General features: G+C 64.8%; 25 protein-coding genes and 1 tRNA gene. 14 read left to right on the top strand and 12 right to left on the bottom strand.

Going from position 1 to position 26,780, the window contains the following annotated elements:
• Positions 1-31 precede the first annotated feature (31 nt).
• From fliD to E5A73_RS10045, 5 genes are all read left to right on the top strand, one after another.
• Positions 32-1,438: a flagellar filament capping protein FliD gene (fliD, locus tag E5A73_RS10065; RefSeq protein WP_135963713.1), complete on the top strand. Its 1,407-nt coding sequence runs from the start codon at positions 32-34 to the stop codon at positions 1,436-1,438.
• 4 nt (positions 1,439-1,442) lie between these two features.
• Positions 1,443-1,838, top strand: coding sequence for a flagellar export chaperone FliS (locus tag E5A73_RS10060; RefSeq protein ID WP_135963712.1), 396 nt, complete (start codon positions 1,443-1,445; stop codon positions 1,836-1,838).
• Between the two features lie 55 nt (positions 1,839-1,893).
• Positions 1,894-2,733: a LytR/AlgR family response regulator transcription factor gene (locus tag E5A73_RS10055; protein ID WP_135963711.1), complete on the top strand. Its 840-nt coding sequence runs from the start codon at positions 1,894-1,896 to the stop codon at positions 2,731-2,733.
• Between the two features lie 81 nt (positions 2,734-2,814).
• A complete protein-coding gene (locus E5A73_RS10050) occupies positions 2,815-3,555 on the top strand; it encodes a TraB/GumN family protein (RefSeq protein ID WP_135963710.1) in 741 nt (246 codons plus the stop codon).
• A 79-nt stretch (positions 3,556-3,634) separates the two neighbouring features.
• Complete coding sequence (locus tag E5A73_RS10045; protein ID WP_135963709.1) at positions 3,635-4,324, top strand: hypothetical protein; 690 nt, start codon at positions 3,635-3,637, stop codon at positions 4,322-4,324.
• A gap of 36 nt (positions 4,325-4,360) precedes the next feature.
• Here the strand turns inward: E5A73_RS10045 and E5A73_RS10040 are convergent, their stop codons facing one another.
• The 7 genes from E5A73_RS10040 to E5A73_RS10010 all read right to left on the bottom strand — a co-directional run bounded on the left by E5A73_RS10040 (position 4,361) and on the right by E5A73_RS10010 (position 14,074).
• Positions 4,361-5,032, bottom strand: coding sequence for a glutathione S-transferase family protein (locus tag E5A73_RS10040; protein ID WP_135963708.1), 672 nt, complete (start codon positions 5,030-5,032; stop codon positions 4,361-4,363).
• Between the two features lie 45 nt (positions 5,033-5,077).
• A complete protein-coding gene (locus E5A73_RS10035; protein WP_135963707.1) occupies positions 5,078-5,494 on the bottom strand; it encodes a hypothetical protein in 417 nt (138 codons plus the stop codon).
• A gap of 66 nt (positions 5,495-5,560) precedes the next feature.
• Positions 5,561-10,066: a glutamate synthase large subunit gene (gene gltB / locus E5A73_RS10030; RefSeq protein ID WP_135963706.1), complete on the bottom strand. Its 4,506-nt coding sequence runs from the start codon at positions 10,064-10,066 to the stop codon at positions 5,561-5,563.
• Positions 10,063-10,713 carry a DUF2059 domain-containing protein gene (locus E5A73_RS10025; protein WP_135963705.1) on the bottom strand — a complete coding sequence of 217 codons (651 nt, stop codon included), beginning with the start codon at positions 10,711-10,713 and terminating at the stop codon, positions 10,063-10,065. Before E5A73_RS10025 ends, gltB begins: the two co-directional genes overlap by 4 nt.
• Positions 10,710-12,143 carry an NAD(P)-dependent oxidoreductase gene (locus tag E5A73_RS10020; protein ID WP_135963704.1) on the bottom strand — a complete coding sequence of 478 codons (1,434 nt, stop codon included), beginning with the start codon at positions 12,141-12,143 and terminating at the stop codon, positions 10,710-10,712. Before E5A73_RS10020 ends, E5A73_RS10025 begins: the two co-directional genes overlap by 4 nt.
• Before the next feature lie 122 nt (positions 12,144-12,265).
• Complete coding sequence (locus E5A73_RS10015) at positions 12,266-13,066, bottom strand: undecaprenyl-diphosphate phosphatase (protein ID WP_135963703.1); 801 nt, start codon at positions 13,064-13,066, stop codon at positions 12,266-12,268.
• A gap of 69 nt (positions 13,067-13,135) precedes the next feature.
• Entirely contained in the window at positions 13,136-14,074 is a 939-nt protein-coding gene (locus tag E5A73_RS10010; protein WP_135963702.1) for a complex I NDUFA9 subunit family protein, read from the bottom strand.
• Positions 14,075-14,224: 150 nt separating this feature from the next.
• Between E5A73_RS10010 and E5A73_RS10005 the strand changes: the two genes are divergently transcribed.
• The 3 genes from E5A73_RS10005 to E5A73_RS09995 all read left to right on the top strand — a co-directional run bounded on the left by E5A73_RS10005 (position 14,225) and on the right by E5A73_RS09995 (position 16,974).
• Positions 14,225-14,311 (top strand) — tRNA-Leu (locus E5A73_RS10005).
• A gap of 163 nt (positions 14,312-14,474) precedes the next feature.
• Positions 14,475-15,695 (top strand): tyrosine-type recombinase/integrase, encoded by a 1,221-nt coding sequence (locus E5A73_RS10000; protein ID WP_135963701.1) that lies wholly within the window; start codon positions 14,475-14,477, stop codon positions 15,693-15,695.
• 61 nt (positions 15,696-15,756) lie between these two features.
• A complete protein-coding gene (locus E5A73_RS09995) occupies positions 15,757-16,974 on the top strand; it encodes a hypothetical protein (RefSeq protein ID WP_240700121.1) in 1,218 nt (405 codons plus the stop codon).
• Positions 16,975-17,006: 32 nt separating this feature from the next.
• Here E5A73_RS09995 and E5A73_RS09990 read toward each other — a convergent pair whose 3' ends face one another.
• Positions 17,007-18,266: a hypothetical protein gene (locus E5A73_RS09990; RefSeq protein WP_135963700.1), complete on the bottom strand. Its 1,260-nt coding sequence runs from the start codon at positions 18,264-18,266 to the stop codon at positions 17,007-17,009.
• A gap of 57 nt (positions 18,267-18,323) precedes the next feature.
• On the opposite strand from E5A73_RS09990, the gene E5A73_RS09985 reads away from it, so the two are divergent.
• Positions 18,324-19,301 (top strand): hypothetical protein, encoded by a 978-nt coding sequence (locus E5A73_RS09985; protein ID WP_135963699.1) that lies wholly within the window; start codon positions 18,324-18,326, stop codon positions 19,299-19,301.
• A 16-nt stretch (positions 19,302-19,317) separates the two neighbouring features.
• Here the strand turns inward: E5A73_RS09985 and E5A73_RS09980 are convergent, their stop codons facing one another.
• Positions 19,318-19,527 carry a helix-turn-helix transcriptional regulator gene (locus tag E5A73_RS09980; protein WP_135963698.1) on the bottom strand — a complete coding sequence of 70 codons (210 nt, stop codon included), beginning with the start codon at positions 19,525-19,527 and terminating at the stop codon, positions 19,318-19,320.
• 511 nt (positions 19,528-20,038) lie between these two features.
• Here E5A73_RS09980 and E5A73_RS09975 point away from each other — a divergent pair.
• From E5A73_RS09975 to E5A73_RS09965, 3 genes are all read left to right on the top strand, one after another.
• On the top strand, positions 20,039-20,935 hold the full coding sequence (locus E5A73_RS09975; protein WP_135963697.1) for an ArdC family protein: 897 nt from the start codon (positions 20,039-20,041) through the stop codon (positions 20,933-20,935).
• The gene (locus E5A73_RS09970; RefSeq protein ID WP_135963696.1) at positions 20,935-21,204 is read left to right on the top strand and encodes an RNA polymerase sigma factor; all 270 of its coding nucleotides are present in this window, start codon (positions 20,935-20,937) and stop codon (positions 21,202-21,204) included. The genes E5A73_RS09975 and E5A73_RS09970 overlap by 1 nt, the downstream gene beginning before the upstream one ends.
• Before the next feature lie 70 nt (positions 21,205-21,274).
• The gene (locus E5A73_RS09965) at positions 21,275-22,180 is read left to right on the top strand and encodes a HEPN domain-containing protein (protein WP_168355896.1); all 906 of its coding nucleotides are present in this window, start codon (positions 21,275-21,277) and stop codon (positions 22,178-22,180) included.
• Between the two features lie 2 nt (positions 22,181-22,182).
• Here the strand turns inward: E5A73_RS09965 and E5A73_RS09960 are convergent, their stop codons facing one another.
• Both E5A73_RS09960 and E5A73_RS09955 read right to left on the bottom strand, forming a co-directional pair.
• On the bottom strand, positions 22,183-22,416 hold the full coding sequence (locus E5A73_RS09960) for a conjugal transfer protein TraD (protein WP_135963695.1): 234 nt from the start codon (positions 22,414-22,416) through the stop codon (positions 22,183-22,185).
• Positions 22,417-22,435: 19 nt separating this feature from the next.
• Positions 22,436-22,759, bottom strand: coding sequence for a conjugal transfer protein TraD (locus E5A73_RS09955; RefSeq protein ID WP_135963694.1), 324 nt, complete (start codon positions 22,757-22,759; stop codon positions 22,436-22,438).
• Positions 22,760-22,931: 172 nt separating this feature from the next.
• Between E5A73_RS09955 and traA the strand changes: the two genes are divergently transcribed.
• Positions 22,932-25,754 (top strand): Ti-type conjugative transfer relaxase TraA, encoded by a 2,823-nt coding sequence (gene traA, locus E5A73_RS09950; RefSeq protein ID WP_135963693.1) that lies wholly within the window; start codon positions 22,932-22,934, stop codon positions 25,752-25,754.
• A 9-nt stretch (positions 25,755-25,763) separates the two neighbouring features.
• Positions 25,764-26,345, top strand: a complete 582-nt coding sequence (locus tag E5A73_RS09945; RefSeq protein ID WP_135963692.1) for a hypothetical protein — start codon at positions 25,764-25,766, stop codon at positions 26,343-26,345.
• Positions 26,346-26,351: 6 nt separating this feature from the next.
• Here E5A73_RS09945 and E5A73_RS09940 read toward each other — a convergent pair whose 3' ends face one another.
• Entirely contained in the window at positions 26,352-26,780 is a 429-nt protein-coding gene (locus E5A73_RS09940; RefSeq protein ID WP_135963691.1) for a very short patch repair endonuclease, read from the bottom strand.

Raw genomic sequence — 26,780 nt, 5'->3', positions numbered from 1 at the left:
GCGCGGCCGCTTATTGGAACAGGGGGTACCGATGGCTGTGGAATCGATCGCAAAGACGCTGGGAACCGGCTCGGGAGTCGATGTCACTGCGCTCGTCACCGGGCTCGTCGAGGCGAGCTTCGCCAACAAGAACAAGGCACTCGCCACCAAGAGCGACACGCTCACTGCGCAAATTTCCAAGATCGGCGAACTCAAGAGCACGATCAGCGATTTCGCCAGCGCGCTGGCGGCGCTCACCGCCGGCGGCACGCTCAGCACGCAGCCGACCAGCGCGCGCAGCGACGTGCTCACCGTCACCAGACTGGCCGGAGCCGACCTCACCGGGCTGAACGCTTCGGTCGAGGTTCGCCAATTGGCGCAGGGCCAGGTCGCGAGCACCAACGCATTTGCCGGCGGCAAGGACAGTGTGATCGGCACCGGCACGCTGACTCTCACTTTCGGCAGCGCGACGGTCGCGGGCAATGCGATGACCGATTTCGCTGCCGGGCCCGCCGCACCGATCGCAATCACGATCGACTCCGCGCACAGCACGCTCGACGGCGTGGCCAGGGCGATCAACGCGGCCAATGCCGGCGTCACTGCCTCGATCATGACCGACAGCAGCGGCGCGCGGCTGGTGGTCAAGGGCGCAAGCGGTGCGTCGCAGGCGTTCGAGCTCACCGGCACCGGCGATCTCGCCCAGCTCGATATCGGCCGCACCGCCACCGCCTCGCAGGTCAACAGCATCGCACAGGACGCGCTGCTCGCGCTCGACGGCGTCGAGACGCGCAGCCCGACCAACAGCGTCTATGGGCTGATCGAAGGCGTCCGCATCGATCTCGTCTCGGCCGCGGTCGGGACCCGGGTCGCGATCGGCGCCAAGGCGCCGACCAGCGAGATCAACCAGATGGTCACCAACTTCATCGAGACCTACAATCAGGTCTACACGCTGGTGAAGGCGGCGACCAACGCAGTCGACGGTCCGCTGCGCGGCGATCCCGCCGCCAAGGATCTGCTCCGCCAGCTCAAGGGAATGACGCTGGCGACGCTGCTCCCCGACGCCGCTTCCGACACCCCCAAATCGCTCGCCGATATCGGCGTCGCCACGCAGCGCGACGGCAGCTTGAGCGTCGATACGGCACGTCTGGCGACGGTGCTCACGTCGTTCCCGAAGAATGTCGAGGCGATCTTCGCGCAAGGCGCCGGGCTCACCAAGGCGCTCTCCGCGATCGCCGGCAAGGCGACCAACAAGGACACCGGGCTCGGCGTCAGCCAGGCCAATTACGAGAAGGCGCAGATCAAGGTCGCCGACGAGAAGGAGGACGTGCTCGCCGCGACCGAGAAATTGCGCAGCCGGATGACTCAGCAATTCGCCGCGATGGACGCCAAGGTGGCTGCGTACAAGTCGACGCAGAGCTTCCTTGAGCAGCAGATCAAGGCGTGGAACGGCGGCGATTGACGTCATGACGCGCTATGCCACGCTGGCCGATCCCGCCGCGACGTACCGCCAGGTCGATCTCGCCGGGCGCACCAGCGGCGCCGATCCGCACCGGCTGATCGGCCTGCTCTACGAAGAAGGCGTCGCGGCGCTCCGTGCGGCCGCCTGCGCCGCCGAGACTCGCCGGTTCGCGATCAAGAGCGAGCGCGTGGCGCGCGCGACCGCGATCTTGTTCGCGCTCGAGGCGGGGCTCGATTTCGACCAGGGCGGCGAAGTCTCGCGCACCCTGGCGACCTTCTATCACGGGCTGCGCCAGCAAGTGCTGCAGGCCAGCCTCGGCACCGATCCCGAACCCTTCCGCGAAGCCGCGGCGAGCCTCGCGGAAATCGGCGGCGCCTGGGCCAGCGTGCGGGCTTCCTGATCAAAGGGCCAAGCCCGGGCTGACAGCGCGCCAGTGAGTCGCGTAGGAAGCGCGCATGAAGGGCAATGCTCGAGCCTTGGCGCCACCGCTTTCCCCCGCGCGGGCGCGACGCTTGCTTCGTATCGGCGTGCTGCCGTGGGTCGCGCTGACCTTGCTGGTCACGCTGCAAGCCCAGATCCTCGCCGCGCTACAGCAGCGTCCGCAGCCGTTTTTGCCGTCGCTGGGCTACACTGCCGCGATCTATTCCGCCTGGGCGCTGCTCGGGCCGTTGCTGCTTGCGGCAGCGCATCGGATATTGGCGGCCGGCGGCGCGCGGCGCATGCGGGCTGCGATGCTGGCGGCGGGGCTGCCGGTCGCGCTGGCGCTGCATGTCGGGCTGTTCAGCATGCTCTACTGGCCGGTCTACGGACGGTCTTTCGCCTCGCCGGGCGCAATGATTCCCTACGTCCTTGCCGCCAATCTCGATACCGGCGCGCTCGCTTATGCGGCCATCGTGGCGATCGCCGTCCAGCATCGCCGGCGCCTGGCCGCCGTGAAGGCGCCGCCGCACCCCCCTGCTTCGGCGAGCGACGGGCTCTGGGTGCGGACGGGCGGTGGCCGGCAGCATGTCGCGCTCGAGACGATCGAATGGGTCGCGACGGCCGGCGACTATGTCGAGATCCACACCGCTGCGGGGACGATTCTCGCGGACGGGTCGCTTTCGGCGCTGGGGGCCGCCTTGCCCCCCGCCGCGTTCGCCCGCGTTCACCGCACCGCGATCGTGCGGCTGGACAAGGTGCGTGCGGTTCGGCGCTTGGGGCGAGGCGATGCGTTGCTCGAACTCGCCGGAGGGGCGACGGTCCGGCTCAGTCGCCGGTATCGGCCGGCGCTCTCCGGCTGGGCGGCGCTGGGCTGATCGTCCCGGTCGGCGCAAAGGCGATCCCGCTCGGCGATTCGGCCGTGCCTGCGCGGCGCGGTTGCTACAGGCCCCGCCCTCATGATCCTCCCGCTTTCTCCGCTGGCGTTCGCCGCCGCTTTTGTCGCCGTGCTTCCCGCACATGCCCAAACCACGCCACGCGCAGACGACGTGCTGGTGCTCGGCGCGCTGCACGACCTGCACGCGCGCGAGGAAAGTTTCGGCTATGACCGGCTACACCGCCTGCTCGAGGCATTTCGGCCCGATGTCGTCGTGCTCGAAGTCCGTCCCGACGAGCTGGCTGGCCGCACCGACACGCCCGGCCGCCCCGAATATCCCAGGATGGTCTGGCGCTGGCTCGACGAATCGCGAGTCGAGGCCGTGGCGATGGAGCCAGGTGGCGCTCGCTTCGCCGAGCTTGCGGGAGCGGCGGCCGCCGCCTTCGCCGCGCTCGGCCGCAACGATCCGCAAGGTGCCGCTGCGTTGACCGCCTTCGACGAGGCGCTGGAAACCGCTCTGCTCGCTTATTGGCGGCATCCAAGCCAGACTCAGGATGCAACGACCGCACGGATGGTCGACAGCCATGTCGCGCTTCGCGCCGCGATCGTCGGCCCCGCTTTCGCCAAGGTCCAGTCTGCGTGGGACGACGGGATGGCGGAGGTCGCGACGCGCACGGTCCAGTCGCGACCGGGCAAGCGGGTGCTGGTGATCGGCAGCTATCGCAATCGTGGCCAGCTCGAAGATGCGGTCCGCAAGGTCGCGGCCGCGCGCATCGTGCCATCTTCGGCATGGGTGACGCGTGTCGCGGGCGCGGACGACTGACCTGGGCCAGCCTCCGCGGCAGTTGAACACCGGCCGCCGACGGCTCTATTCTCGCGGATCGGCCGCATTGGAGAGAGTGATGCGAATAGATGCCTCGCGCGCCCTCGGGGCATATGCAGCGGTGATGACGCTGACGGCACTCTGGCTGGGCCTGTCCGCCGTTGCCGAGCCTGCGGTCAGCTTCGGCACGATCGACGTGCAGCGCATCAACGTCCGCGAGCCCGACGGCACGCTGCGCATGGTGATCTCCAATCACGCACTGATCCCGGGCATCATCGTCGGCAAAAAGGAATATCCGCATCCGAACCGGCCGGAGGCAGGCATGATCTTCTTCAACGACGAGGGGATCGAAAATGGCGGTCTCGTATTCGATGGCGGCATCAAAGACGGCAAACCTACGAACGGCGGCAGCCTGACCTTCGATCGCTACATGCAGGACCAGACGCTCCAGCTCGTCAGTACCGAGAACGGAAAGCAGCGGCGGGTTGGCCTAGTGATCACCGACCGGCCCGACCGTCCGCTGGATGTCGCCGCCGGCTTTGCCATTCGCGACCTCCCCCGGGCCGCTGCGCGCGACGCCGCGGTTGCCCGTGCTGGGGGCGGCCGCGCGCAGCGGGCATGGCTGGGGCGCACCGAGGACGACGCGGTGGCGCTGATACTCAGCGATCCGCAAGGGCGCCCGCGCCTGACGTTGGGCGTCGGCAGCAACGGTCAGCCGAGCGTCGAATTGCTGGATGATTCGGGCAAGATCCAGCAGCGGCTGCGTTAGCGGCTAAGCCGCGCGGCGCTCGACCCATCGCCTTTGCTAAAGGTCGAGCTTCTCGTAATCGGCCGGCGGCGCAATGCCTTCCATCCGTTCGGCCAGCAACGGACGGAAGCTCGGCCGGCTCTTCATGCCGATATACCAGCGCTTGGCCTGGTCATGGCTCTTCCAGTCGATCCCGCCCAGATAGTCGGCGATCGAGATCTGCGCGGCGGCGGCCAGGTCGGCGAGGCTCATCGTCGGGCCGGCGAGCCAGGTGCGGTGGTCGAGCAGATAATCGATGTAATCGAGATGCGCGACTGCGGCCTTCATCGCCTCGCGCAACGCCTTGGCGTCGGGCGCGGTCTTGTGCACCACGCGCTTGATCATCCGCTCGTGGAGCAGCGGCGCAGTGATGTCGCCATAGAAATGCGCGTCGAACCAGATCACCAGCCGGCGAATCTCGGCGCGGTCGGTGGCGGTGCCGTTGATCATCGCGTTCTTGCTGACCGTCTCTTCGAAGAACTCGCAGATCACGGTCGAATCGATCAAAGTCACGCCGCGCTCGGTATCGACCATCACCGGCACCTGGCCCGTCGGGTTCAAGTCGAGGAACTCGTCGCGGCGCAGCCACGGCGATTCGCGCACCGGCTCATAGCCGATAGCCTTCTCGCCGAGCAGTAGGCGGACCTTGCGCGAAAACGGACAAAGCGGGAATTGGAGGAGCTGCCACATGCAGCCCGTATCTACTGCGGACGCGCGGCGCGTCCAGCCGATGCGTCAATTATCGTCGGAATACGCCTCGGCCGCGCCTTGCAGCGAGGCCAGCGCCTCGCGAAGCCGGTCGGCGGTGCGCGCCAGCTCGCCCGACATCGCCAGCGTATCGCCGGCGACCGCGCCGACAGCGCCGACCGCACGGCGCGTCCGATCGTGGAGCTTGGCTTCGAAATGCGGATCGCGCCGCCGCTCGACGTCGCGCAGCGTGTCCGAAGGGCGGATATCCCCGTCGGAATAGCGCGCGAGCGGCCCGACCTTGGTGTCGAGCACGATGCCGGCCAACGCGCTCATCGCCATGGCCACGCCTTCCTGCACCATCGGGTCGTTGAGCCGGCGCACGGCTTCGGCTTCGCTCCGCGACTGCGCCGCGGCGGGCAGGGCGGTCGCGCACAGGATGGCGGCGATGGGAACGAGACGCATGACATTCTCCCGAGTCGTCAGGAACGCCTTATATATCATTCGCAACGGCTTAGCCTAGGCTGAACGTCACTCCGCCGCGATGAGCTCCACGCTGTCGTCGAGCGGATAGGGCAGCCGGGTGAGCATTTCCTTCGGCACAATCTGCCAGAAATGTCCGATCGAGCGGTCCCAATCCTCGAGGATACCCTGCGACCATTTGCTGTCGGTCGCCTCGGCATGCGCCTCGATCAGTCCGCGCAATTTGGCCTCCCAATGCGCAGAGGACAGCCGCTGCCAGACGATGCTCTCGGGATTGGCGCGGGCTTCGAAGCCGGCGTCGGGGTCATAAACGAAAGCCATGCCCCCGGTCATGCCGGCGCCGAAGTTCATGCCCACCTTGCCGAGCACCACTGCGGTGCCGCCGGTCATATATTCGCAGCCATTGGCGCCGCAGCCCTCGACCACCACTTCCGCGCCCGAATTGCGCACCGCGAACCGCTCGCCCGCCTGGCCCGCCGCGAACAGCCGGCCCGATGTCGCGCCATAGAGCACGGTGTTGCCAATGATCGTGTTGTCCTGCGAGGCGAGCGGCGAGCTCACCATTGGGCGCACGACGATGACGCCGCCCGAAAGCCCCTTGCCGACATAGTCGTTGGCATCGCCGAACACTTCGAGCGTGATGCCCTTGCACAGGAACGCGCCGAGAGACTGGCCGGCCGAGCCGCGCAGCCTGACCTGGACGTGATTGTCGTTGAGCGTCGACATGCCGAATTTCCGAGTAACCTCGGACGACAGCCGCGTGCCGACGGCGCGATGCGTGTTGCGTACCGAATAAGTCAGCTGCATTTTCTCGCCGCGCGAGAACACCGCCGCCGCGTCGCGGATCATCTGCGCGTCGAGGCTGTCGGGGACCTCGTTGCGGAAAGTGCTCAAGCTGAAGCGCCGGTTGGAATCGTCGGCATCGACCTTGGCGAGGATCGGGTTCAAGTCGAGATCGTCGAGATGCTCGGCACCGCGGCTGACCTGGCGCAGCAATTCGGTGCGCCCGATGATCTCGTCGAGGCTGCTGAACCCCAATTTGGCGAGAATCTCGCGCACTTCCTCGGCGATGAAGGTCATCAGATTGATGACCTTCTCGGGCGTGCCGACGAACTTGGCGCGGAGACGCTCGTCCTGGGTGCACACGCCGACCGGACACGTGTTCGAATGGCATTGCCGCACCATGATGCAGCCCATCGCCACCAGGCTCAATGTCCCGATGCCGAATTCCTCGGCGCCGAGGATCGCCGCGATGACGATGTCGCGCCCGGTCTTGAGCCCGCCGTCGGTGCGCAAGGTCACCCGCCCACGCAGGCCGTTGAGGGTCAGCGTCTGATTGACTTCGGTAAGCCCCATTTCCCACGGCGTGCCGGCATATTTGACCGAGGTTTGCGGCGAGGCGCCGGTGCCGCCGACATGGCCGGCGACGAGGATCACGTCCGCATGTGCCTTGGCGACGCCCGCCGCGACCGTGCCGATCCCCGCCGAGCTGACCAGCTTGACGCACACTCGCGCGCGCGGGTTGATCATCTTCAAGTCGTAAATGAGCTGGGCGAGGTCCTCGATCGAGTAGATGTCGTGATGCGGCGGCGGGCTGATCAACGTCACCCCCGGAGTCGCGTGGCGCAGCTTGGCGATGAATTCGGTGACCTTGAAGCCGGGCAGCTGGCCACCCTCGCCGGGCTTGGCGCCCTGGGCCACCTTGATCTCGATCTCGTCGCACGCGCCCAGATATTCGGCAGTCACCCCGAACCGCCCGGAGGCGATCTGCTTGATCACCGAATTGGCATTGTCGCCATTCTCGTACGGCGTGTAGCGAAGCCGGTCCTCGCCGCCCTCGCCCGACACGGCCTTGGCGCCGATCCGGTTCATCGCGATCGCCAGCGTCTCGTGCGCCTCGGGACTCAGCGCGCCCAAAGACATGCCCGGCGTCACGAAGCGCTTGCGGATCTCGGTGATCGCCTCGACCTGGTCGATCGGCAGGCCTTCATTGGGGAAGTTGAACTCGAGCAGGTCGCGCAGATAGACCGGCGGCATATCGCGCACCCCGCGCGAGAATTGCAGGTAAGACGAATAGCTGTCGGTCGACACCGCGGTCTGCAGCAGATGCATCAGCTGCGCCGAATAGGCATGCGTCTCGCCGCCGTGGCGTTGGCGATAGAAGCCGCCGATCGGCAGCGACGCCACTGCGCGGTCGAACGCCGCTTCGTGGCGCATCATCGCGTTCAAGTGGAGCGAGGCATAGCCTTCGCCCGAGATCTTCGCCGGCATGCCCGGGAACAGGTCGTTGACCAAGGCGCGGCTTAGCCCGACCGCCTCGAAATTATAGCCGCCGCGATAGGACGAGATCACCGCGATCCCCATCTTCGACAGGATCTTGAGCAGCCCCTCGTCGATCGCCTTGCGGTGCCGCTTGAGGCATTCGGCGAGGCTCAATTCGCCGAACAGCCCGCGTGCTTGGCGATCGGCGATCGAGGCCTCGGCGAGATAGGCGTTCACCGTGGTCGCGCCGACGCCGATCAGCACTGCATAATAATGCGTGTCGAGGCACTCGGCAGTGCGGACGTTGACGCTGGCATAAGAGCGCAGCCCCCGCCGCACGAGGTGCGTGTGCACCGCCGCTGCGGCGAGCACCCCGGCGATCGCCACCTTGTCAGCGCCGAGATGCTCGTCGGTCAGGAACAATTCGGTGCAGCCGGCGCGGACCGCCTGCTCGGCCTCGTAGCGGATTCGCGCGATGGCGGCGCGCAAGCCTTCGGGCCCACCCTTGGCGTCGAACGTGCAGTCGATCTCGGCGCACTGGCCGCCGAAATGCGCACGCAGGCGATACCAGTCGGCATTGGTCAGCACCGGGCTCTCGAGCACCAGCACCGGGCTCTTGCTGCCCTCGACGTCGAGGATGTTGGCGAGATTCCCGAACCGCGTCTTGAGCGTCATAACCTGGCGTTCGCGCAAGGAATCGATCGGCGGGTTGGTGACCTGGCTGAAATTCTGGCGGAAGAACTGGCTGATCAGCCGCGGCTTGTCCGAAATCACCGCGAGCGGCGTATCGTCGCCCATCGATCCGATCGCTTCCTTGGCGGTCTCGACCATCGGCGCGAGGATCAGCTCCATATCCTCGAGCGTCTGCCCCGCCGCGACCTGGCGGCGGGTCAGCTCGGCGCGGTCGTAATAGCCGCCGGTCTCGGCTGCGGGCAGATCGTCGAGCGTGACGAACTCACCGATCATCGCGGCATAGTTCGCTTCGCCGGCGATGCGGTCCTTGATCGCCATGTCGTCGAACAGCACGCCGTTCTCGAGATCGACCGCGATCATCTGCCCGGGGCCCATCCGGCCCTTGGCGAGGATCGAGGATTCGGCGATCTGGACCATCCCGGTCTCGGAGCCGACGATCAGCAGGCCGTCCGAGGTCTGGGTATAACGCAGCGGACGCAGCGCGTTGCGGTCGACCCCGGCCACGGCCCAGCGGCCGTCGGTCATCGCCAGCGCTGCGGGGCCGTCCCACGGCTCCATCACGCTGGCGAGATATTTGTACATCGACAGATGGCTGGCGGGTGTGTCGTCGTCCCACGCTTCGGGAACCAGCATCAATTTGGCAGTCGGCGCGTCGCGTCCCGAGCGGCAGATCGCCTCGAACACGGCATCGAGCGCAGCGGTATCCGAAGCGCCCGCCGGAATTACCGGCTTGATGTCCTCCGATTGCTCGCCGAAAGCGAGGCTCGCCATCTTGATCTCGTGGCTGAGCATCCAGTTCTTGTTGCCGCGGATCGTGTTGATCTCGCCATTGTGCGCGAGGCAGCGGAACGGCTGCGCCAGCCACCATTGCGGAAAAGTGTTTGTCGAATAGCGCTGGTGGAAGATCGCGACGCGGCTGGTGAAGCGCTCGTCCTTGAGGTCCGGATAGAATTCGCTGAGGCTCTCGGCGAGGAACAGCCCCTTGTAGATGATCGAGCGCGTCGACAGCGAGCAGATATAGAAGCCGCTGATCTGTGCGGCGATCACGCGCTTTTCGATCCGCCGGCGGATCAGGTACAGGTTCTTCTCGAATTCCGCGGCATCGACTGCGCCCGGCAGCGGTCCGGCGATCATGATCTGTTCGATCTCGGGACGCGTCGTCTGCGCCTTCATCCCGATCACGCGCACGTCGACCGGCACCTGGCGCCAGCCATAAATGGTGTAGCCGGCCTCGATGATCTCCGATTCGACGATCGTCCGGCAGGCTTCCTGCGCGCCCAGATCGGTGCGCGGCAGGAAGATCATGCCCACGGCGAGCCGGTTGGGCAGCACGCGGTGCCCGCCCGCGGCGATCGCGTCGTCGAAGAAGCGCACCGGCAAGTCGACATGGATGCCGGCGCCATCGCCGGTCTTGCCATCGGCATCGACTGCGCCACGGTGCCACACCGCCTTGAGCGCATCGATCGCCGACTGGACGACGCGGCGCGACGGCTGCCCGTCGGTTGCCGCGACCATGCCGACGCCGCAGGCATCGCCTTCATATTCGGGGCGGTACATGCCTTCGCGGGCAAGGCGTTCGCATTCGGATTCGCTGGTCATTGCTTGGTCTCGGCCTCGGTTTCGCCCTCGGGCTTGGGCGGCGGCGGCAAATGCGCCGTCTCCTTCTGGACGCGCTGCATGATGCCGGGCATCGCGCGCATCATCTCGGGCGCGGCTGCGGATATCTCCTGCATCATCTCGGGATCCATGAAGGTCAGCAGATAATCCTTCGCGAACACGGCGCCGCTCGGTGTCGCGAAGAAGGCCTCGAGGTCGGTGAGCTGCTCGAGCGTGAAGCGCCGCGCGAAGGACTTGCCCAAAGCGACTCGGACGCGCGGCTCCAGCCTGTCCATCAACTTGCCCATTTCCTCGCCCATCACGCGGGTCAGGATCTTCATCCGCTCGCGAAACGCGGGATCCTTCTCGGCCGCCATCTGCTCCAGCGTCTTGCCGCTTTTGTCCTTCTCGCCGAGATCGGCCGCCGTCATCCCGCTCATCCGGGCGACCATCGCGTCCATCATCTGCGGGAAGGCGTCCCGCATCATTCGCAGATAGGTCCCTTGCGGAACGAGCTTCGCGACCACCTTGTCGGCGACCGCGAGGCGCGTGGGATCGGGCGTCGCTTGGGGAACAGCCTGTGCCATTGCCGAGCAAGGGAGGGCGAGTGCCAGAGCGAGTCCGAGGCCCAGCGTCGAGATCCTGCTCATGCCGCCACCTTCGCCTTCGCGCGCATCCACGCATGCATGTGCGCCGCGACATCGCGCCCGTCGCGGATCGCCCACACCACCAGGCTCGCGCCACGCACGATATCCCCCGCCGCGAACACGCCCTCCAGGCTGGTCATCATTGACTTGCCGTCGGTGCGCAGCGTCCCCCAGCGGGTAACGCCCAGCCCCTCGGCGCCGAACATCTTCGGCAGATCCTCGGCCTCGAAGCCGAGCGCCTTGATCACAAGGTCCGCCGGCAGCTGGAACGCGCCGCCCGGATCGACTTCGGGGGCGCGGCGCCCCGAGGCGTCGGGTGCGCCTAGCCGCATCTTCGATGCGCGCACCCCGGTCACTCTGTCGCCGCCATCGAACGCTTCCGGCCCCGACAGCCAGACGAACTCGACGCCTTCCTCCTCGGCATTGGCGACTTCGCGCTGCGAGCCCGGCATGTTGGCGCGGTCGCGGCGGTAGAGGCACTTCACCGACGCCGCGCCCTGGCGGATGGCGGTGCGCACGCAGTCCATCGCGGTGTCGCCGCCGCCGATCACCACGACATGCTTGCCGTCGGCGTTCAGGCTGCCGTCGTCGAACGTGGGGACCGTGTCGCCGAAGCTCTTGCGGTTCGACGCCGTCAGATAGTCGAGCGCCTCGACCACGCCCGACGCGCCGACCCCCGGCGCCTTGATCCCGCGCGCCTTGTAGACGCCGGTGGCGATCAGGACCGTGTCGTGCCTCGCGCGCAATTGCTCCATCGTTGCGTCGCGGCCCACTTCGAAGCTGCTATGAAAGACGATTCCCGCCTCGGCCAGCCGTTCGACTCGCCGCATGACGACATGCTTTTCGAGCTTGAACCCCGGGATGCCATAGGTCAGCAGCCCGCCGGCGCGGTCGTGCCGGTCATAGATGTGCACGTCATAACCCATCTCACGGAGATATTCGGCGGCGCTGAGCCCCGCCGGCCCCGCGCCGATAACGCCGACCGATTGCCCGCGCGCGGGGCCGACCCGCACCGGCTCGACCCAGCCTTCGTCCCACGCCTTGTCGGTAATGAACTTCTCGACCGACCCGATCGTGACCGCTCCGTGGCCCGAGAATTCGATCACACAATTGCCTTCGCACAGCCGGTCCTGCGGGCAGATCCGGCCGCAGATCTCGGGCATCGTCGACGTGGCGTTGCTGAGCTCATACGCCTCGCGCAGCCGCCCCTCGGCGGTCAGCCGCAGCCAGTCGGGGATATGGTTGTGCAGCGGGCAATGCACCGAGCAGTAGGGCACCCCACATTGCGAGCAGCGCCCGGCCTGCGCCTCGGCATCGGGCACGGCGTAGCGGTCCGCAATCTCGCGAAAGTCCTCCGCGCGGAGTTCAGCCTCGCGCTTGGCCGGGTATTGCTGCCCGCGCGCCACGAATTTGAGCATAGAATCGTCTGCCATGCGCGCGGCACTATCCGAGCCTCACGCATAAATAAAGCAGTATCACTGCCCTATTTATGCGCTTTCTTGCGCTGGGCCCACTCCCGTCTATGTAATTCAGTCGTTTTAGGGCCGTTTCGGACTTATCGCATTCCGAGCCAGACTAAAGCGGATGCACCCGCGACGATCCGGTACCAGGCGAACGGCGCGAAACCGTGGCGCGTCACGATCGCCAGGAATGCCTTCACCACCGCCAGCGCAACGACGAAGCTCACGACGAATCCCACTGCGATCAGCCCCATCCCATCGGCGGTGATCGCGTCGCGATGCTTGTAGAGCTGCAACACCGTCGCCCCGGTCAGCGTCGGCAGCGCTAGGAAGAAGCTGAAATCGGCGGCGGTGCGGCGATCCACGCCCAGCGCCATCGCCCCCATGATCGTCGCGCCCGACCGGCTCACGCCGGGAACCATCGCGAGGCACTGGACCAGCCCGATCTTGATCGACTGGGCGGTCGAAACCCCTGAAATTCCCAGCACATTCTCGGTCCGCGCGAATCGCTCGACGACGAGGATCGCGACACCGCCGACGATCAGCGCCCAGGCGACGACCACGGCATTTTCGAGCAAAGCGTCGATCTGGTCGCCAAAGGCGAGCCCGAGGATCACGGCGGGGATGAAAGCGATCAGCAGATTGCGTACGAACGCGATCGACGCCTGCTCCCAGCGCAGCAGGCCTTTGAACACCGCCAGGAAAGTCCGCCAATAGAGTACGACGATGGCCAAGATCGCGCCGGGCTGAATCGCGATGTTGAACACCGCCCATTGCGCGGCATCATAGCCCATCAGCTCGCTGGCGAGGATCAGATGCCCGGTCGACGATACCGGGAGGAACTCGGTGACGCCTTCGACGATGCCGAGCAGGATCGCGACGAGATATTCGGTCATGGGCAGAAAGGCCTCTCGTTCACGCGCGCGCCAGCGCAGAGCTGGCGCACCAGGTCTGGCTGAGTCGGGTCAGGCGGCCGCGCCGAGTTGGCCGAACCGGCCATGGCGGCGGAAGCGCACCAGCCAGCTCGGCGCGACGGTAGCCAGCGGAGTCGGGGTGATGCCGAGCTGCGCCAGTCCTTCGGCACCGGCAGCGACGACATTGTCCCGCTGGAGCATCCGCCACTGATCGCTGGTGATCGGCGCGCCCGGCAAAGCGCCAAACATCGCGATCAGTCCGCCCAGCGCGTCGGGAAGTTCGACGAATCGCGCGTCGCGTCCGATCGCGCCGGCGATCCAGCGATAGAGCGCGGCCATCGTCAGTACGTCGGGGCCACCCAGTTCATAGGTTTGGCCGCCATGGTGTTCTGGATCCGCCAATGCCTTCGCCACTGCGGCGGCAACGTCGCCGACATAGACGGGCTGGAAGCGCGCCCCGGCACGCAGGACGGGCACCACCGGCGCGACCGCGATTATCGCGGCGAAGCGGTTCACAAAGGCATCCTCGCGGCCGAACACCACTGCCGGGCGCAGGATCGTGGCGTTGGGATAGGCTTCGCGCACTGCGCGCTCACCCTGCGCCTTGGACCGGCCATAAGCGGCCGGCGAATCGAGATCTGCGCCGATCGCGGAGAGGTGGACCAGCGCGTCTACGCCGCTCCGCCGCGCCGCTTCGGCGATGTTGCGCGCGCCGTCGACATGCACTTTCTGCATCGCGCTGCCGAAGGTGCCGGCGAGATTGACGACCAGGTCCGATCCTTCGATCGCGCGCGCGATGGTGTCGGGCCGGCTGACGTCGGCGGCGACGAACTGGGTCTGGCCAAGTCCGCCCAGCGGCTTGAGGAACCAGGCGTCGCGTGGCCTTTTCTGTGCGATTCGCACCCGTGCGCCGGTGCGATAGAGTTCCTGTGCAACATAGCGCCCCAGAAATCCGCCGCCGCCGATGAGCGTTACCAGCCTGTCTTTCATGCCTGCCTCTTGAGCCTCGTGCGAGCGGCCCCCATGCCGTGTGGCCGGCCAAACGGCAAGCGGCGGGACGATGGTCCGGGCCGAACCTGCGATGCCGACGCGCTGTTGACAGTCGCCCGACCCTCCAATAGAGCGCGCCCCCTACCCCGTGCCCAGATGGCGGAATTGGTAGACGCACCAGCTTCAGGTGCTGGCGCTCGCAAGGGCGTGGAGGTTCGAGTCCTCTTCTGGGCACCAGGGCCCCCTTTTCAGGGGGTCCCAAACGATCCCGAAAGCTTGAAAAAACCACGGTTTTCTGCCATAAACTGGCTCGGGAAGACCCGCGACGTGCCACTGCATCCCGATCCGATGTTGGCATCATTGTTGGTATTTCCGGGTGCCGACAATGGGAGATACCAACATGGCTCTCACCGCATTGGAAGTCCGCTCCCTCAAGGGCAGGGAGCGTCCGTACAAGGTTAGCGACTCAGGCGGCCTCTATCTGTTCGTTCAGCCCTCTGGGCAGCGCTACTGGCGACTGGCCTATCGGTGGGGCGGCAAGCAGCAAACGAAGGCTCTTGGCGTATTTCCAGATGTCAGCCTTGCCGACGCGCGGGCCAAGCGCGATTCAGTCAGGAAAATTCTCGCCGACGGGAAGAATCCGGTTTCCGCTGCTCGTGAGGAAGAGCTAGCCGCAAAGCTTGCCGAGCAGATCACGTTCCAGGTCGTGGCCGAGGAATGGTACAGCAAATGCGAGCGCGAGGGCCGCGCGGAAATCACGTTGCAGAAGCAGCGCTGGCTGCTCGACTTCGCCTATCCCAAGCTTGGAACGCGTCCGATCAATCGCATCTCCGCCCATGAGGTGTATGAGGTCCTGCGCGGTATCGAAGCCAAGGGCCATTATGAAACGGCACGTCGCCTGCGCGGCACCTGTAGTCAGGTGTTCCGCTATGCAGTCGCAACGGCACGCGCGGAACGTGATGTATGTGCCGATCTGCGCGGCGCGCTGACCGCCCCAAAAGTGAAGCATCTCGCCGCGCTGACAAAGCCGGCAGAAGTCGGCGAGCTGATGTGCGCGATCGACGGGTTCGACGGCTACCGCGTAACCCACGTCGCCTTAAGGCTGGCGCCACATCTGTTTGTACGCCCGGGCGAGCTGCGCCAGGCAGAGTGGTCGGAGTTCGATTTCGAGGAAGGCGTCTGGGCGATCCCGCCGGAGAAGATGAAGATGCGTCGGCCGCACCATGTCTCGTTGTCGAAGCAGGCACTCGCGATCATCGCTGACATCCACCCCGTGAGCGGCAAGCATCGCTATCTATTCCCATGTCAGGGGAAGCGCGATCGCCCGATGTGCGAGAACACCCTGAACCTCGCACTTCAGCGCCTTGGCTATGGCGGAGGCCGCATGACCACGCACGGTTTCCGCGCGATGGCGAGCACGCTTCTCAATGAATCCGGGAATTGGACTCCGGACGCGATCGAACGGCAGCTTGCCCATGTCGACGCGAACTCCGTGCGGCGGGTCTATGCCCGAGGTGAATATTGGGACGAGCGCGTTCGCATGATGCAGGCATGGTCCGATGAGCTGGACCGCCTTCGTGCCGAAGCACTCGCCCGCTCGATGGACAAGAAGGCGGCGTGATCGCACCCCGCCGTTCGACGTCGAACGGCTGCTGACACGATTGCCTTTGGGAGGATGAACCTTGGCCAGAGTTTTCACGCGCGGCGAGTTCTACGATCTCGTCTGGTCCAAGCCGATGACTCACTTGGCCAAGGATTTCGCGATCTCGGACGTTGCGCTCCACAAGATTAGCAGGAAGCACGACGTTCCCACTCCCCCTCCTGGATGGTGGGCGAAGAAGGCGGCGGGGAAAAACGTCAAGCAAACGCCACTTCCCAAGGCAAAAGTCGGGTCAGAGGACAAGATCACCATTGCCGGTGGTGAACTGTCTCAGGAGCAGCCTTCGATCGCGGCGGTGCGTGAACAGGCACGAATCTTGGCCACTGGGGAGAAGCTCGATGCGGCGCCTCATCCGATCGTTGAGCGTACGCTTGCGAAGTTGAGGAAGGCCAAGCCTTCGCCCATCGGCATCGTCTCCGTTGCTGGACCGGGCCTTATCAAATGCGAAGTCGCGCCCGAGACGATCGATCGCCTTGGAGCGATTCTGAGCCAGATCGTGCAGGCAGCGGCAATGCAGGGATTTAGCCTGATCGATGGCGAGCCTTCGGCGCGTTTCAGAGACGAGGCCGAAAGCGTTGGATTTGCGATCTCGGAGCTGACCAAGCGCGAGAAGCACATCCTGACGGAGGCCGAACAGGCGAAGGAAGAGGCGTGGCTCCTCAAGCGCGAGCGGGCATCGAAGGCCGATTCCTGGCGCACCTACAGCTTTGACCGACCGCGCTTTCCTGAATGGGATTATCGGCCAACCGGACAACTCTCGTTCGAATTCGAGCAGGTCTGTTTTTGGGGCGGCTCACCGCGTCGCAGCTATCGCGATGCCAAGATCCAGCGGCTCGAAAACATGACGGCCGATATCGCGGTTGGCCTCGCTGTGTTTGCGGCTGCCAAGACCGAAGACAAGCTCCGGCGTGCCGCAGAGCAGCAACGAGTAGAGGAAGTACTCCGTCTTCGTCAGCTTGAGGCCCGGGCCAAGCATGTCGAGGAACGTCGTACCTCAGCCCTTGGGGCGATCCTTGGAGAACTCCAGGAACTCGACCGGCTTCGCGAGCTGATGGCGCTTCTTGCAAAACAAGCGCCCGTAAATCCGGCGCCACGCGTCGCCGGCTTTCTCGATTGGGCCACTGATCATTTGGCAATGCGGGAGGCGCGGCTGTCGGCTCCGTCGTTGGAAGAGCGCTTCACCGGTGAGCGGCTCTTTGGCGATACCGACGATTTCGGTTTTCAGGTGCGCAGGTATTAGTCGTGAAAGGCACTCGCTTGAATCCGAGACGGTCACGGCTGCGCCGATGACTCCGCCGGACCCGCGTTCTTCTCAAGGATGATCTCGCTGGCGAAAGTGCCGCCGACCCGCAGCTCGCCGCGTGCGCCCTCGGTAATGAGGGCCATCCCGCCAAGACCGGCCTTGTGCAACCCGAACGAGGCCAGCGGCCCCTCAAGCAGCCCGGTCTCCAAAACGTTGCCAATTAGGTCGGGGGTCACCCCCTGCCGAATGATTGCGCGGCGATAAGTTGCCCCCTCGATTGTCAGCGGGACCGGTAGCACCATGGAGACCTCGCGCCCGATCAGCTTCGTGTCACCGATCGTGAAGGTCACGGCGGCGGGCGCTATCATCTCGGCCCGCGCCGCTGCAATGCGCTGGTCGACCACGCGCCGACGGCTTGCCCGCAGGACGGCAGGGCTCTCCTCGATTGGCTTCGCCCGTGCGGACAGGCCGCTCGGTGCCGCGATGGCAGCGGCAGTGGCCCCGAATCCCGCGCCGCGTAGCGCCTTCGCCAACCCAGAGCGGACCACAGGATCGCCGATCACTGTGTCGTCTACCTCCGACAAATCGAACTCGGGATCAAACTCCGGATCGACGATTTTAAGGTCACTTGGGCCAGGTCTGCCGGAAACAGCCAGCGACAGGCCGCAGGCAAGCCGCTGTCCCTGACGGTGGGCGGGAAGCAGGACCATGCGCTTCTGAACGACGCCGCCCGAAGGCTCGCCCTTGGTGGTCGTATGCGACAGCTGACGGTCGCGTGCGTCCGGACCGCTCTGGCCGCCCTTGCACTCGACGACGTGCAGCGCGCCGGCATGGTCCATGAACACGAAATCAGGAGCCTTGCGCGGCCCGCGCTTGCGCGGCACCGGCAGTGGCCCACTTACAAGTGCACTCATCCGATCCATGAAGTATCGACCGTCGCTCCAGTCGGTCAGGCCGAGCGATGAGATGAGAAAGCCGATCGGCACACCCATGCCGAAATCATCGCTCAAGATCGTCTTCTGGTGCGTGTCCAAGTTCGCGAAATCCACCGAGATCCGAAGGTCGCTGTCCGCCGATACCGCGTAAAGATACCGCACCCACGCCCAGAACTCGCTAAGCGAGACGCCGCGCGCGAGTTGCGGGGTTGTCAACTGACCGATGAGCAGCAGGGTCGGAAGGATCGGCACGTTCCAGCCGGACATGCCAGCGCTGAAGGTCGCCGGGAACGGCGGCGCGCCCGAGGCGGGCCAAGTGGTGTCGTCGATGAAGATGTCCAATGTTCTGATCACGTGCAGCTCTCCCTCGCGGATGCTAGCCCTTTTGTGCGAAACGCGGAGAGCAGGGCCATGGCGACATTGATCGACGAGTATAAGCGCGAAGCGTGCAGGATGAAGCCCGTCACTGCCAAGGAAGCGGCGGCAGACTGGAGCGCGATCGTCGATTGGTGGCTTGTCGGCCGCTCATTGTTCGAAGAGGTCTTCCTTAATGAAGTTGGAAAGGCCCCATCCAAGGCACCGGTCGACGATTTGCTGGGCGCCGCTATTCCGAAGAGTCTTGGTGACCTGCAACGGAAGGAAGTTGACGACGCTTATTATGCCGCTCACGCGACCCTCTTCCTGCAGGAGATGGATGCTATCATCTCCCGCGTTCCTAGAGACAGCCCGGACGTAGAGGCGGCTTTAGTCTTTGGCAACGTTCTCCGCTTCGTCAATCAGGTCTTGTTCGACAGCGTTGTGCTTCTCGAGCATTGGGCCGAACGGAGCCGCAAGGTCCCCGGTGTCTTCGGCGTCGGCAAGAATGAGGTCGAGCACCTGCACACCTTCTTCTTCGGCGCCCAGCAGACGATTTATGGCCATGGCAGCTTTCAGCTCAGCTTTGTAGAGAACCATTCTGATCTTGTGATCGGGTCTATCCGTCAAGCTATCGAGATAAGGCTCCGCCGCGCATTTGGCATCTATGGCCGCGTTTCGGACAGCGCCGGGGCATTCGAACCAATACCGATATCGGCACTATTCGAGGCCATACGCCCTTTCGAAGCACGAATATTTTCGGAGGTACCATTCTCTATTCTTCGTCGCGTGAACGGTTGGGCGAACATGTACATGCATGGCGCCCTCAAGCTACCGGTCTGGACAGCCCCGCGAGTCCTGGACCGGCTTAAACCGCTTATGCTTGGACAGGGACGCCGAGCGGGAGATGGTCTTCGTATCAGCCGGGCGGCGTTCGACGGAGTGCGCCAAGCCCTGAAGGACAAGTACGACTCTACATCTTCCCCGATCGGCCTTCTGCTGGAGGCCCACTGCGAAGCGGTGATCGAATCATAGCCAAGGCGAAGCCCTCCTACTGGCCGTGTTCATCTGCACTATAGAACATGGGATTGCGCATCCAATCGTTGACCGCCGTTTCGCGCCAGCCCTTGCAGCGGGTGCTGATCTGGACGTTCTTCGGGAACGTGCCGTTCTGCATCTTCCGGTACATCGTCGAGCGGCTGAGTCCGGTCCGCTGGAGAACCGCCTTCAGGCGAAGTATCCGGTCGGGAATGTCGGTCATGGCTGGTCCTGTCTGCGTAGCTTTGGCTCCCCGCGAACAGGATTGGGATCGTGGGCGAAGGTGCAAGAGGGCTAGGTCCGAGTTGCACCGGTGAGCGCCCTATAGCGCCCAAAAAGATGCTCTGGCGTAGGGGCCGTTATCGAGGCCGGAGTCCCAGGGCGTCTCACGCCTTCGGCGTAACCGCGCTCTACGCCGCTTGCGCGTCGCCGAGTCGCTCTTTGAGCGTCTCGGTCCATTCGGATGACGATCGCATGACGCATGCCGGAGCTTCGCTCCGGTGTGCGGGCATCGCGCAGGCGCGATGGCGTTGTGCCTCCGGCACTCGAACTGGCGGGGTGGGCGTCGCTTCCCTCTAGTCCCGCAGCGGCGGGCAGCAACCCGAGGCAGGCCTCGGGTGCGGCACTTCGTTGGCCCCTTCGGGTGCAACCCGTCGCTCTTGCGGGACTGCCGGTCCGCTCCTGCCGCCCACCCCGCCATTCCGGCGCCGGTTGCGGTGTTTGGAGTGAGTAAGATGGAAGAAAGGACCGGAAACCATCGGCAGAGCCTTTATGCCGAGGTGACATCGCGGGTGATTGCCGAGCTGGAAGCTGGCCGGCTGCCATGGGTTCAACCGTGGGATGGTGTGGCGTGTGGCTGCACTATGCCCCACAACGCAGGGACCGGGCGGCGCTATTCAGGGATCAATGTGCTGATCCTCTGGGCGGCAGTGATCGAAGGTAGGTATTCCTCGCAGCGCTGGTTGACCTATCGGCAGGCACAGGCGGCGGGCGGCAACGTCCGGCGCGGCGAAAAGGGGACCGTTGTCTGTTACGCTGATCGCTTCACGCCCAAGGGCGAAGAGACGCGGGCACAGGACGAGGATCGCGCCGCGCGGCAGATTGCGTTTCTCAAGCGGTTCACGGTGTTCAATGTCGACCAGTGCGAGGGGCTTCCGGATAGGCTGACCGGTACGCCCGATCTTCCCGCCAAAGTGGATATCCTGCCGCAGGTGCAGGCGCTTATCGAGGCGAGCGGCGCTGACTTCCGGGTTGGCGGACCTGAAGCCTATTACTCGCCGGGCGCCGACTATGTCGCGGTGCCGCCGCCGACTGCCTTCCGCGAGCCGATCAACTGGCACCGCACCGCGCTGCATGAGCTTGGGCATTGGACCGGGCATCGCAGCCGTCTCGATCGCAACCAGCGCGGCGGGTTCGGCAGCGCCGAATATGCACGCGAGGAACTTGTGGCGGAAATGGCGAGCGCGTTCGCCTGCGCCTCGCTCTCGATCCGGCCGACCGTGCGCCACGCCGATTATGTCGGGAGTTGGCTTGCCGTGCTGCGCGAGGATGAGAAAGCGATTTTCCGGGCGGCGAGTGCTGCGAGCAAGGCGGCCGACTATCTGCTCGCGTTCGCACCGGAGGCGGTGTGATGCTCGAAGGCCTGACCGATGCCGAGATCATCGCCCGGCTGGAAATCGGCCTTCGCCGCATGCCCAAGATGCGGCGCGAGATCTTCCTGGCAATTCGGCTAGATGACATGGGCTATCCCGAGATTTCGGAGCGGACCGGGCTGAGCGTCAGCCAGGTGGAGCGGCAATTCGCGCAAGCGCTTTTGCAACTGCACAGGGTCCTCAACGACCCCGCGCCGGTGTCGGGGTGGAAACGTCTTTTTCGGTTGATCACCGGAAAGGGAGACTGATGAAAACCGCGACCTCGCCGGCATGGCCGGCGAGGTTGGCGCGCGCATGGCGTGCCGCTAGGAAGACAACGTGAAATCCGACCTCGATCATCTCCCAGAAGTTCAGCAAGCCGAACTGGCGCATGTGCAGCGCATCCTGATGGACGAGTTCGGCACGGCGATCGCGCGCGCGACGCAGCCACATCGTCGGGACGGCAAGATCTACAAGATCATTCTGTTCGGGAGTTATTCGCGCGACGATTGGGTCGACGAGGCAGAAAACGGCTATCAGTCCGATTATGACCTGCTGGTCATCGTCAGCCACGCCGACCTCACCGACGTCGCCGATTACTGGTATGTCGCCGAGGATAAAATCCTGCGTGACCCGTCAATCGCGCGCCCGGTCAACATCATCGTGCATTCGCTCGACGAGGTGAATTCGGCCCTCAAGCGCGGCGAATATTTCTGGGTCGATATCGCCCGTGATGGCATCGCGCTCTACGAACTGCCCTGTCACCAGCTCGCGACGCCGATGCCCCTGACGCGGGCCGACGCTTACCGCATCGCGCAAGCGTATTTCGACGATTGGTATCCCAGCGCAAACGAGTTCTTCGACGACTTCCAATCGAACCTGGAACGCGGGCGCTTAAAGAAGGCCGCGTTTGAGCTACACCAGGCAACAGAGCGCTTCTATATCTGCTATCTGCTGGTCCAGACGCTCTATTTCCCGCGCTCGCACAACATCAAGTTTTTGCGCTCGCTTGCCGAGGACAAGGAGCCTCGCTTGATCGACGCATGGCCGCGTTCAACCCGGCTCGACCGCAGCAGGTTCGAACGATTGAAACGTGCATATGTCGAGGCGCGCTATTCGCCGAGCTACGCCATCAGCGGCGAGGATCTGACCGCACTGGCCGGGTGCGTGGCGAGCCTTCGCGGGATTGTCGAGGCGGTCTGCCGGGAGCGGCTTGCCGCGCTGCGGGAAGCAGCCCGCGAATAGGATCAGTCGCGGATCGATCCATCCCGCTCCTCAGGGTCGCTTACGAAAGCGCGTTTTCCCCGCCGTCGCCAGAGCATCACGAATGCTTCCCGCTCTGCGCTTCGCAGCCGCGCCGCGACTTCCACCAAGGCACCGAGTATCACGGCGCGGTCGTCGTCGGTCAGTTCGATCAGTCCAGCCTTGGCGATCAGGCCGCCTAGTTCGATCAACTGGCGCGTCCGTTTGCGGCGTTTCACTTGCCAGTCTTTCGTTCCGCTACGCGCCAGCTTCGCGAGCAGCCGATTCCGCGACGTCGTGACCCGCCGGCTTGCAGCCAACGCTGTGACCAGCATTGCTGCCAGATTTGCGCGCCGTCCGTTGAAAGAACGCAGCGCCGCGTTTGCGCCAGCCCTCCATTGTCGCGCCGTCTTTCGTTTCGATCACAGCCAACAGCGCTCCGGCGAGATGTTCGACAGACAGAGAATCCGCGCCCGTCGCGATCACCAGCTCGCCCAGCTGATATAGCTTGCGGTCTTTCAGAAGTTTGGCCCGCTCGTTGAGCGCCTTCATCTCCGAATCAAAGTCGCGGGGTTTGCGCATGGGTCAGTCCTCTTGTTGCTTGTCGAGGACGGACCAGTTATCGCCTCGGTCGATCAGGCTCAATGTCGTGAAATCTCTTGGGACCTTTGTGTCCCGAGATTGATGAAATCTTTCGAGGGCGCGCTTATACGTCGTGCCGACGTGCTGCTTTAGGTGTAATTGGATCGCCGTCATGGCGATCTACCATTTCTCGGCCAAGGTCATCTCCCGCGCCAATGGATCGAGCGCGGTTGCTTCCGCTGCCTACCGTTCTGCCTCACGGCTGCACGACGAGCGGCTTGACCGGCACCACGATTTCTCGAACAAGGCCGGTGTCGTTCACTCGGAAGTGATGCTGCCGGACGGCGCCCCCGAGAACCTCTCCGACCGCGAAAAGCTCTGGAACGAGGTCGAGGCGGCCGAGAAGCGGATCGACGCCCAACTCGCCCGCGAGATCGAGTTCGCGATTCCGCGCGAGCTATCCACAGAATTTGGTATTGCGCTCGCCCGCGACTTCGTCCGCGACGAGTTTGTCGACCGCGGGATGATCGCCGATCTCAACGTGCATTGGGATGTCGGCGCCGACGGCATGGCGAAGCCCCACGCACATGTGATGCTGACAATGCGCGAGGTCGGCGAGGACGGATTCGGCAAGAAGAACCGCGACTGGAACCGCGCCGACCTTCTGGAGAAATGGCGCGAGCGCTGGAGCGATCACGTCAACCAGCGCCTGGCCGAACTCGATATCGACGCACGGATCGATCACCGCTCGCTTGCAGCGCAGGGGATCGAGCTTGAGCCGCAGCACAAGATTGGGCCGGCGGCGTCGCGCATGGCGTCGCAGGGGCTGGAGTCCGAGCGGCTCGAAGAACACCAGACCATTGCCCGCGCGAACGGCGAGAAGCTGTTGGCGAGCCCGGCCCTCGCGCTCGACGCGATCACGCACCAACAGGCGACGTTCACCAATCGCGATCTCGCGATGTTCGTCCATAGGCACAGCGACGGGAAGGAGCAGTTCGACCGGGTGATGGCAGCGGTGAAGGCCGCTCCCGAATTGGTCGCGCTCGGAAAGGACGGGCGCGGCGAACAGCGGTTCACCAGCCGCGCCATGGTCGAGACCGAACAGCGGCTCGAACGCGCAACTCGTGTCATGGCGAACCGCGATCATCACGCGGTCGCCGATCGCTACCGCGACACCGCTTTGGCGCGCGCGGCGGCGCGGGGCATGTTCCTCTCGCCCGAGCAGCGTAGCGCGTACGAGCACGTCACCGATTCAAAGGGTCTTGGTGTCGTCATCGGTTATGCCGGCAGCGGAAAGTCCGCGATGCTGGGTGTTGCGCGCGAAGCATGGGAGGGTGCCGGCTACGCCGTCCATGGCATTACCCTGTCCGGTATCGCCGCCGAGAATCTCGAAAGCGGCTCTGCCATCCCATCGCGCACGATCGCAAGCATGGAGCACCAATGGGGGCAGGGTCGCGAACTGTTGACGAACCGCGACGTGCTGGTGATCGATGAAGCCGGGATGATCGGCACGCGCCAGATGGAGCGCGTCATCAGTGAAGCCGAAAAGCGCGGCGCCAAGGTCGTGCTGGTGGGCGATCCCGAGCAGCTTCAGGCGATCGAGGCTGGCGCCGCGTTCCGCTCGACTGCCGAGCGTCACGGCAGCGTCGAGATTACGCAGATCCGCCGCCAGCGCGATGACTGGCAGCGCGACGCGACCCGGCAACTCGCGACCGGACGGACAGCGGAGGCGGTCGCCTCCTATGATCAACGCGAGCGCATCCATGCCGCCGAAACTCGTGAGCAGGCTCGGGGCGAGTTGATCGATCGGTGGGATCGAGATCGCAACGCTTCGCCAGGCTCAACGCGGATCATTCTCACCCACACCAATGATGAGGTTCGCGCGCTCAACATCGCGGCGCGCGAGCGGCTGCGTGCGCGCGGCGAGCTTGGCGAGGATGTCACGCTTCGCGCCGAGCGCGGCGAGCGGCAGTTCGCGAGGGGCGACCGGGTCTTGTTCCTCAAGAACGAGCGCAGCCTTAGCGTGAAGAACGGTACACTTGGGCAAGTGCAGTCGGTCACGCAAGGCCGGATGGCGGTGATGCTCGACGATGGCCGATCGGTCGCGTTCGACGTGAAGGATTATGCAAACATCGATCATGGCTACGCGGCGACCGTGCACAAATCGCAAGGCGTGACCGTTGACCGAGTGCATGTGCTCGCGACGCCCGGCCTCGATCGCCACGCTGCCTATGTCGCGCTGTCGCGGCATCGCGACAGCGTCGATCTCCATTATGGGCGGGACGACTTTACCGACCAGGGCAAGCTGGTGCGCGCGCTGTCGCGCGAACGGGGAAAGGACATGGCCTCGGACTACCGGCAAGCGCCTGGGCCGGAGCGCGCGCCGCCACTGCCACCGCCGCGCAATCCGTTCGCCGGGCTCCGGATCAAGCCGGCGCCGGCAATCGAGGCCCAGCCAACGCCGCTGGACAAGGCGGTCGAGCGCTACGCGCGCGCCGCCGCCGATATCCTGCGTATGCGCAAGGCAAACCTGCCGGAGTTGCCGCACCAGAAGATCGCGTTTGCCGAAGCAGGCAAGGCGCTCGACGCGGTACGGCCGAACGCTGCCCGCGATCTACGCAGTGCCTTGAACGCGGATCTTGCGCTGGTCGACCAGGCGGCCAGCGGCAAGACCGCCGCAGCAATCCGCGCGATGGCGCTCGAAGCCGAAGTACGGATCGGCACCGCGCAGCGTGCCGACCAGTTCGTCGCAGACTGGCAGCGGCAGACACGCCGGCTCCACGCGCTCAACCGCGCCGGGGATTATGATGCGGTTCGTGGCGTGAAGGAGAGCATGACCGACATGGCCAAGAGCCTTCACCGTGATCCCCAGCTCGAGTCGCTGCTCCGGAATCGCGTCAAAGAACTCGGAATCGGGAAGCTGAGTGGGGCATCTTTGTCCCATGACCTCCAACAAGTACCCGCCCTCTCGCGTGGCCGCGGACTGGGCCTGTAGGCTCCGATCATGACCGATGATCTTGCCCAAGCCGCCCCAACCGACGACATTGCCCAGGCGTTCGAAGCCCTGCGCGGCGAGGTTAGCCTGACGCGCGTTGCGCTTGAAGGGCTGACCGCAGCCCGCGAGCGGATACCGGACTACAGCACAACGCTTGGTGAGATGGCCGAAGCGTTGAAAGGAGCGGCCGACGGCATCGATCGACTCGAACGGAGTCCAGCAGCCCGGCTATCACCGGCCACCCTGACGGTGGCGATCGTCAAAGCGAGCGTTGAAGCCCGCGCCGAGGATCACGCGCTTTTGCAGGAGGCGCGCGACGCTTTGTCGCGGTCGATTGGACGGATTGATGGCATTATAGAGCGTGGTCAGGCCGCGGATCAGCAGGTGAAGTGGCTGATCTGGGTTGGTGTGGGAGGCCTGATCGCAGGCATTTTGCTCTGGTCGATATTGCCGGGTGCGATTGCTCGTTCATTGCCAGCCAGCTGGCATGTCCCGGAGTGGATGGCGGCGCGTACGATGGGGATGACGCAAAGGGATGCGGGCGAAAGAATGATTGCATCTGCGTCAGCTTCGAACCGGATGCAGCGCTAGTGAGTTCTAGCTCGCTCTGGCCCGGATAGCACTTGCGATTCCATCAGCGGTGGCGGCTACCTTCGCGGGCGAGCCAAGATCGCATTCCCAGGCAACAAACACGTACCAACCAGCAGATTGCAACTGCTCGATGACCGAGGCGTCCCGAGCCACATTGCGACGGAATTTCGCGGCCCAAAACTCAGTGTTGGACTTGGGCATCGTTGCGATCTTGCATCCTGCGTGCCGGTGCCAGAAGCAACCGTGAACAAAGATGACCGTGCGATGCTTCGGAAGCACGATGTCGGGCTTGCCTACCAATCGACGGCCCTGGAGCCGAAACCGAAACCCGAGTCGATGAAGGGCTTTGCGCAGGGCGACTTCGGGCTTCGTGTTGTTGGACCGAATGCGCGACATGCGTTCGGATCGCTGGGCCGGAGTCAGGGTGTCGACCAT

Origin of the sequence: Sphingomonas gei (assembly GCF_004792685.1) — a bacterium.
Classification (GTDB): domain Bacteria; phylum Pseudomonadota; class Alphaproteobacteria; order Sphingomonadales; family Sphingomonadaceae; genus Sphingomonas; species Sphingomonas gei.
Note: the sequence above shows the minus strand (reverse complement) of the source record. Positions and strands in the feature narration are given on the sequence as shown.

Bases quoted from the DNA above. Each gene is read 5' to 3' on its own strand.
- E5A73_RS10035 (WP_135963707.1), bottom strand. From the start codon at position 5,494: ATGCGTCTCGTTCCCATCGCCGCCATCCTGTGCGCGACCGCCCTGCCC.
- gltB (WP_135963706.1), bottom strand. From the start codon at position 10,066: ATGACCAGCGAATCCGAATGCGAACGCCTTGCCCGCGAAGGCATGTAC.
- E5A73_RS10020 (WP_135963704.1), bottom strand. From the start codon at position 12,143: ATGGCAGACGATTCTATGCTCAAATTCGTGGCGCGCGGGCAGCAATAC.
- E5A73_RS10045 (WP_135963709.1), top strand. From the start codon at position 3,635: ATGCGAATAGATGCCTCGCGCGCCCTCGGGGCATATGCAGCGGTGATG.
- E5A73_RS09985 (WP_135963699.1), top strand. From the start codon at position 18,324: ATGGCGACATTGATCGACGAGTATAAGCGCGAAGCGTGCAGGATGAAG.
- E5A73_RS10055 (WP_135963711.1), top strand. From the start codon at position 1,894: ATGAAGGGCAATGCTCGAGCCTTGGCGCCACCGCTTTCCCCCGCGCGG.
- traA (WP_135963693.1), top strand. From the start codon at position 22,932: ATGGCGATCTACCATTTCTCGGCCAAGGTCATCTCCCGCGCCAATGGA.
- E5A73_RS09975 (WP_135963697.1), top strand. From the start codon at position 20,039: ATGGAAGAAAGGACCGGAAACCATCGGCAGAGCCTTTATGCCGAGGTG.
- E5A73_RS09955 (WP_135963694.1), bottom strand. From the start codon at position 22,759: ATGCGCAAACCCCGCGACTTTGATTCGGAGATGAAGGCGCTCAACGAG.
- E5A73_RS10025 (WP_135963705.1), bottom strand. From the start codon at position 10,713: ATGAGCAGGATCTCGACGCTGGGCCTCGGACTCGCTCTGGCACTCGCC.
- E5A73_RS09980 (WP_135963698.1), bottom strand. From the start codon at position 19,527: ATGACCGACATTCCCGACCGGATACTTCGCCTGAAGGCGGTTCTCCAG.
- E5A73_RS09970 (WP_135963696.1), top strand. From the start codon at position 20,935: ATGCTCGAAGGCCTGACCGATGCCGAGATCATCGCCCGGCTGGAAATC.
- E5A73_RS09940 (WP_135963691.1), bottom strand. From the start codon at position 26,780: ATGGTCGACACCCTGACTCCGGCCCAGCGATCCGAACGCATGTCGCGC.
- E5A73_RS10010 (WP_135963702.1), bottom strand. From the start codon at position 14,074: ATGAAAGACAGGCTGGTAACGCTCATCGGCGGCGGCGGATTTCTGGGG.
- E5A73_RS10000 (WP_135963701.1), top strand. From the start codon at position 14,475: ATGGCTCTCACCGCATTGGAAGTCCGCTCCCTCAAGGGCAGGGAGCGT.
- fliD (WP_135963713.1), top strand. From the start codon at position 32: ATGGCTGTGGAATCGATCGCAAAGACGCTGGGAACCGGCTCGGGAGTC.
- E5A73_RS10050 (WP_135963710.1), top strand. From the start codon at position 2,815: ATGATCCTCCCGCTTTCTCCGCTGGCGTTCGCCGCCGCTTTTGTCGCC.
- E5A73_RS10060 (WP_135963712.1), top strand. From the start codon at position 1,443: ATGACGCGCTATGCCACGCTGGCCGATCCCGCCGCGACGTACCGCCAG.
- E5A73_RS10040 (WP_135963708.1), bottom strand. From the start codon at position 5,032: ATGTGGCAGCTCCTCCAATTCCCGCTTTGTCCGTTTTCGCGCAAGGTC.
- E5A73_RS09945 (WP_135963692.1), top strand. From the start codon at position 25,764: ATGACCGATGATCTTGCCCAAGCCGCCCCAACCGACGACATTGCCCAG.
- E5A73_RS10015 (WP_135963703.1), bottom strand. From the start codon at position 13,066: ATGACCGAATATCTCGTCGCGATCCTGCTCGGCATCGTCGAAGGCGTC.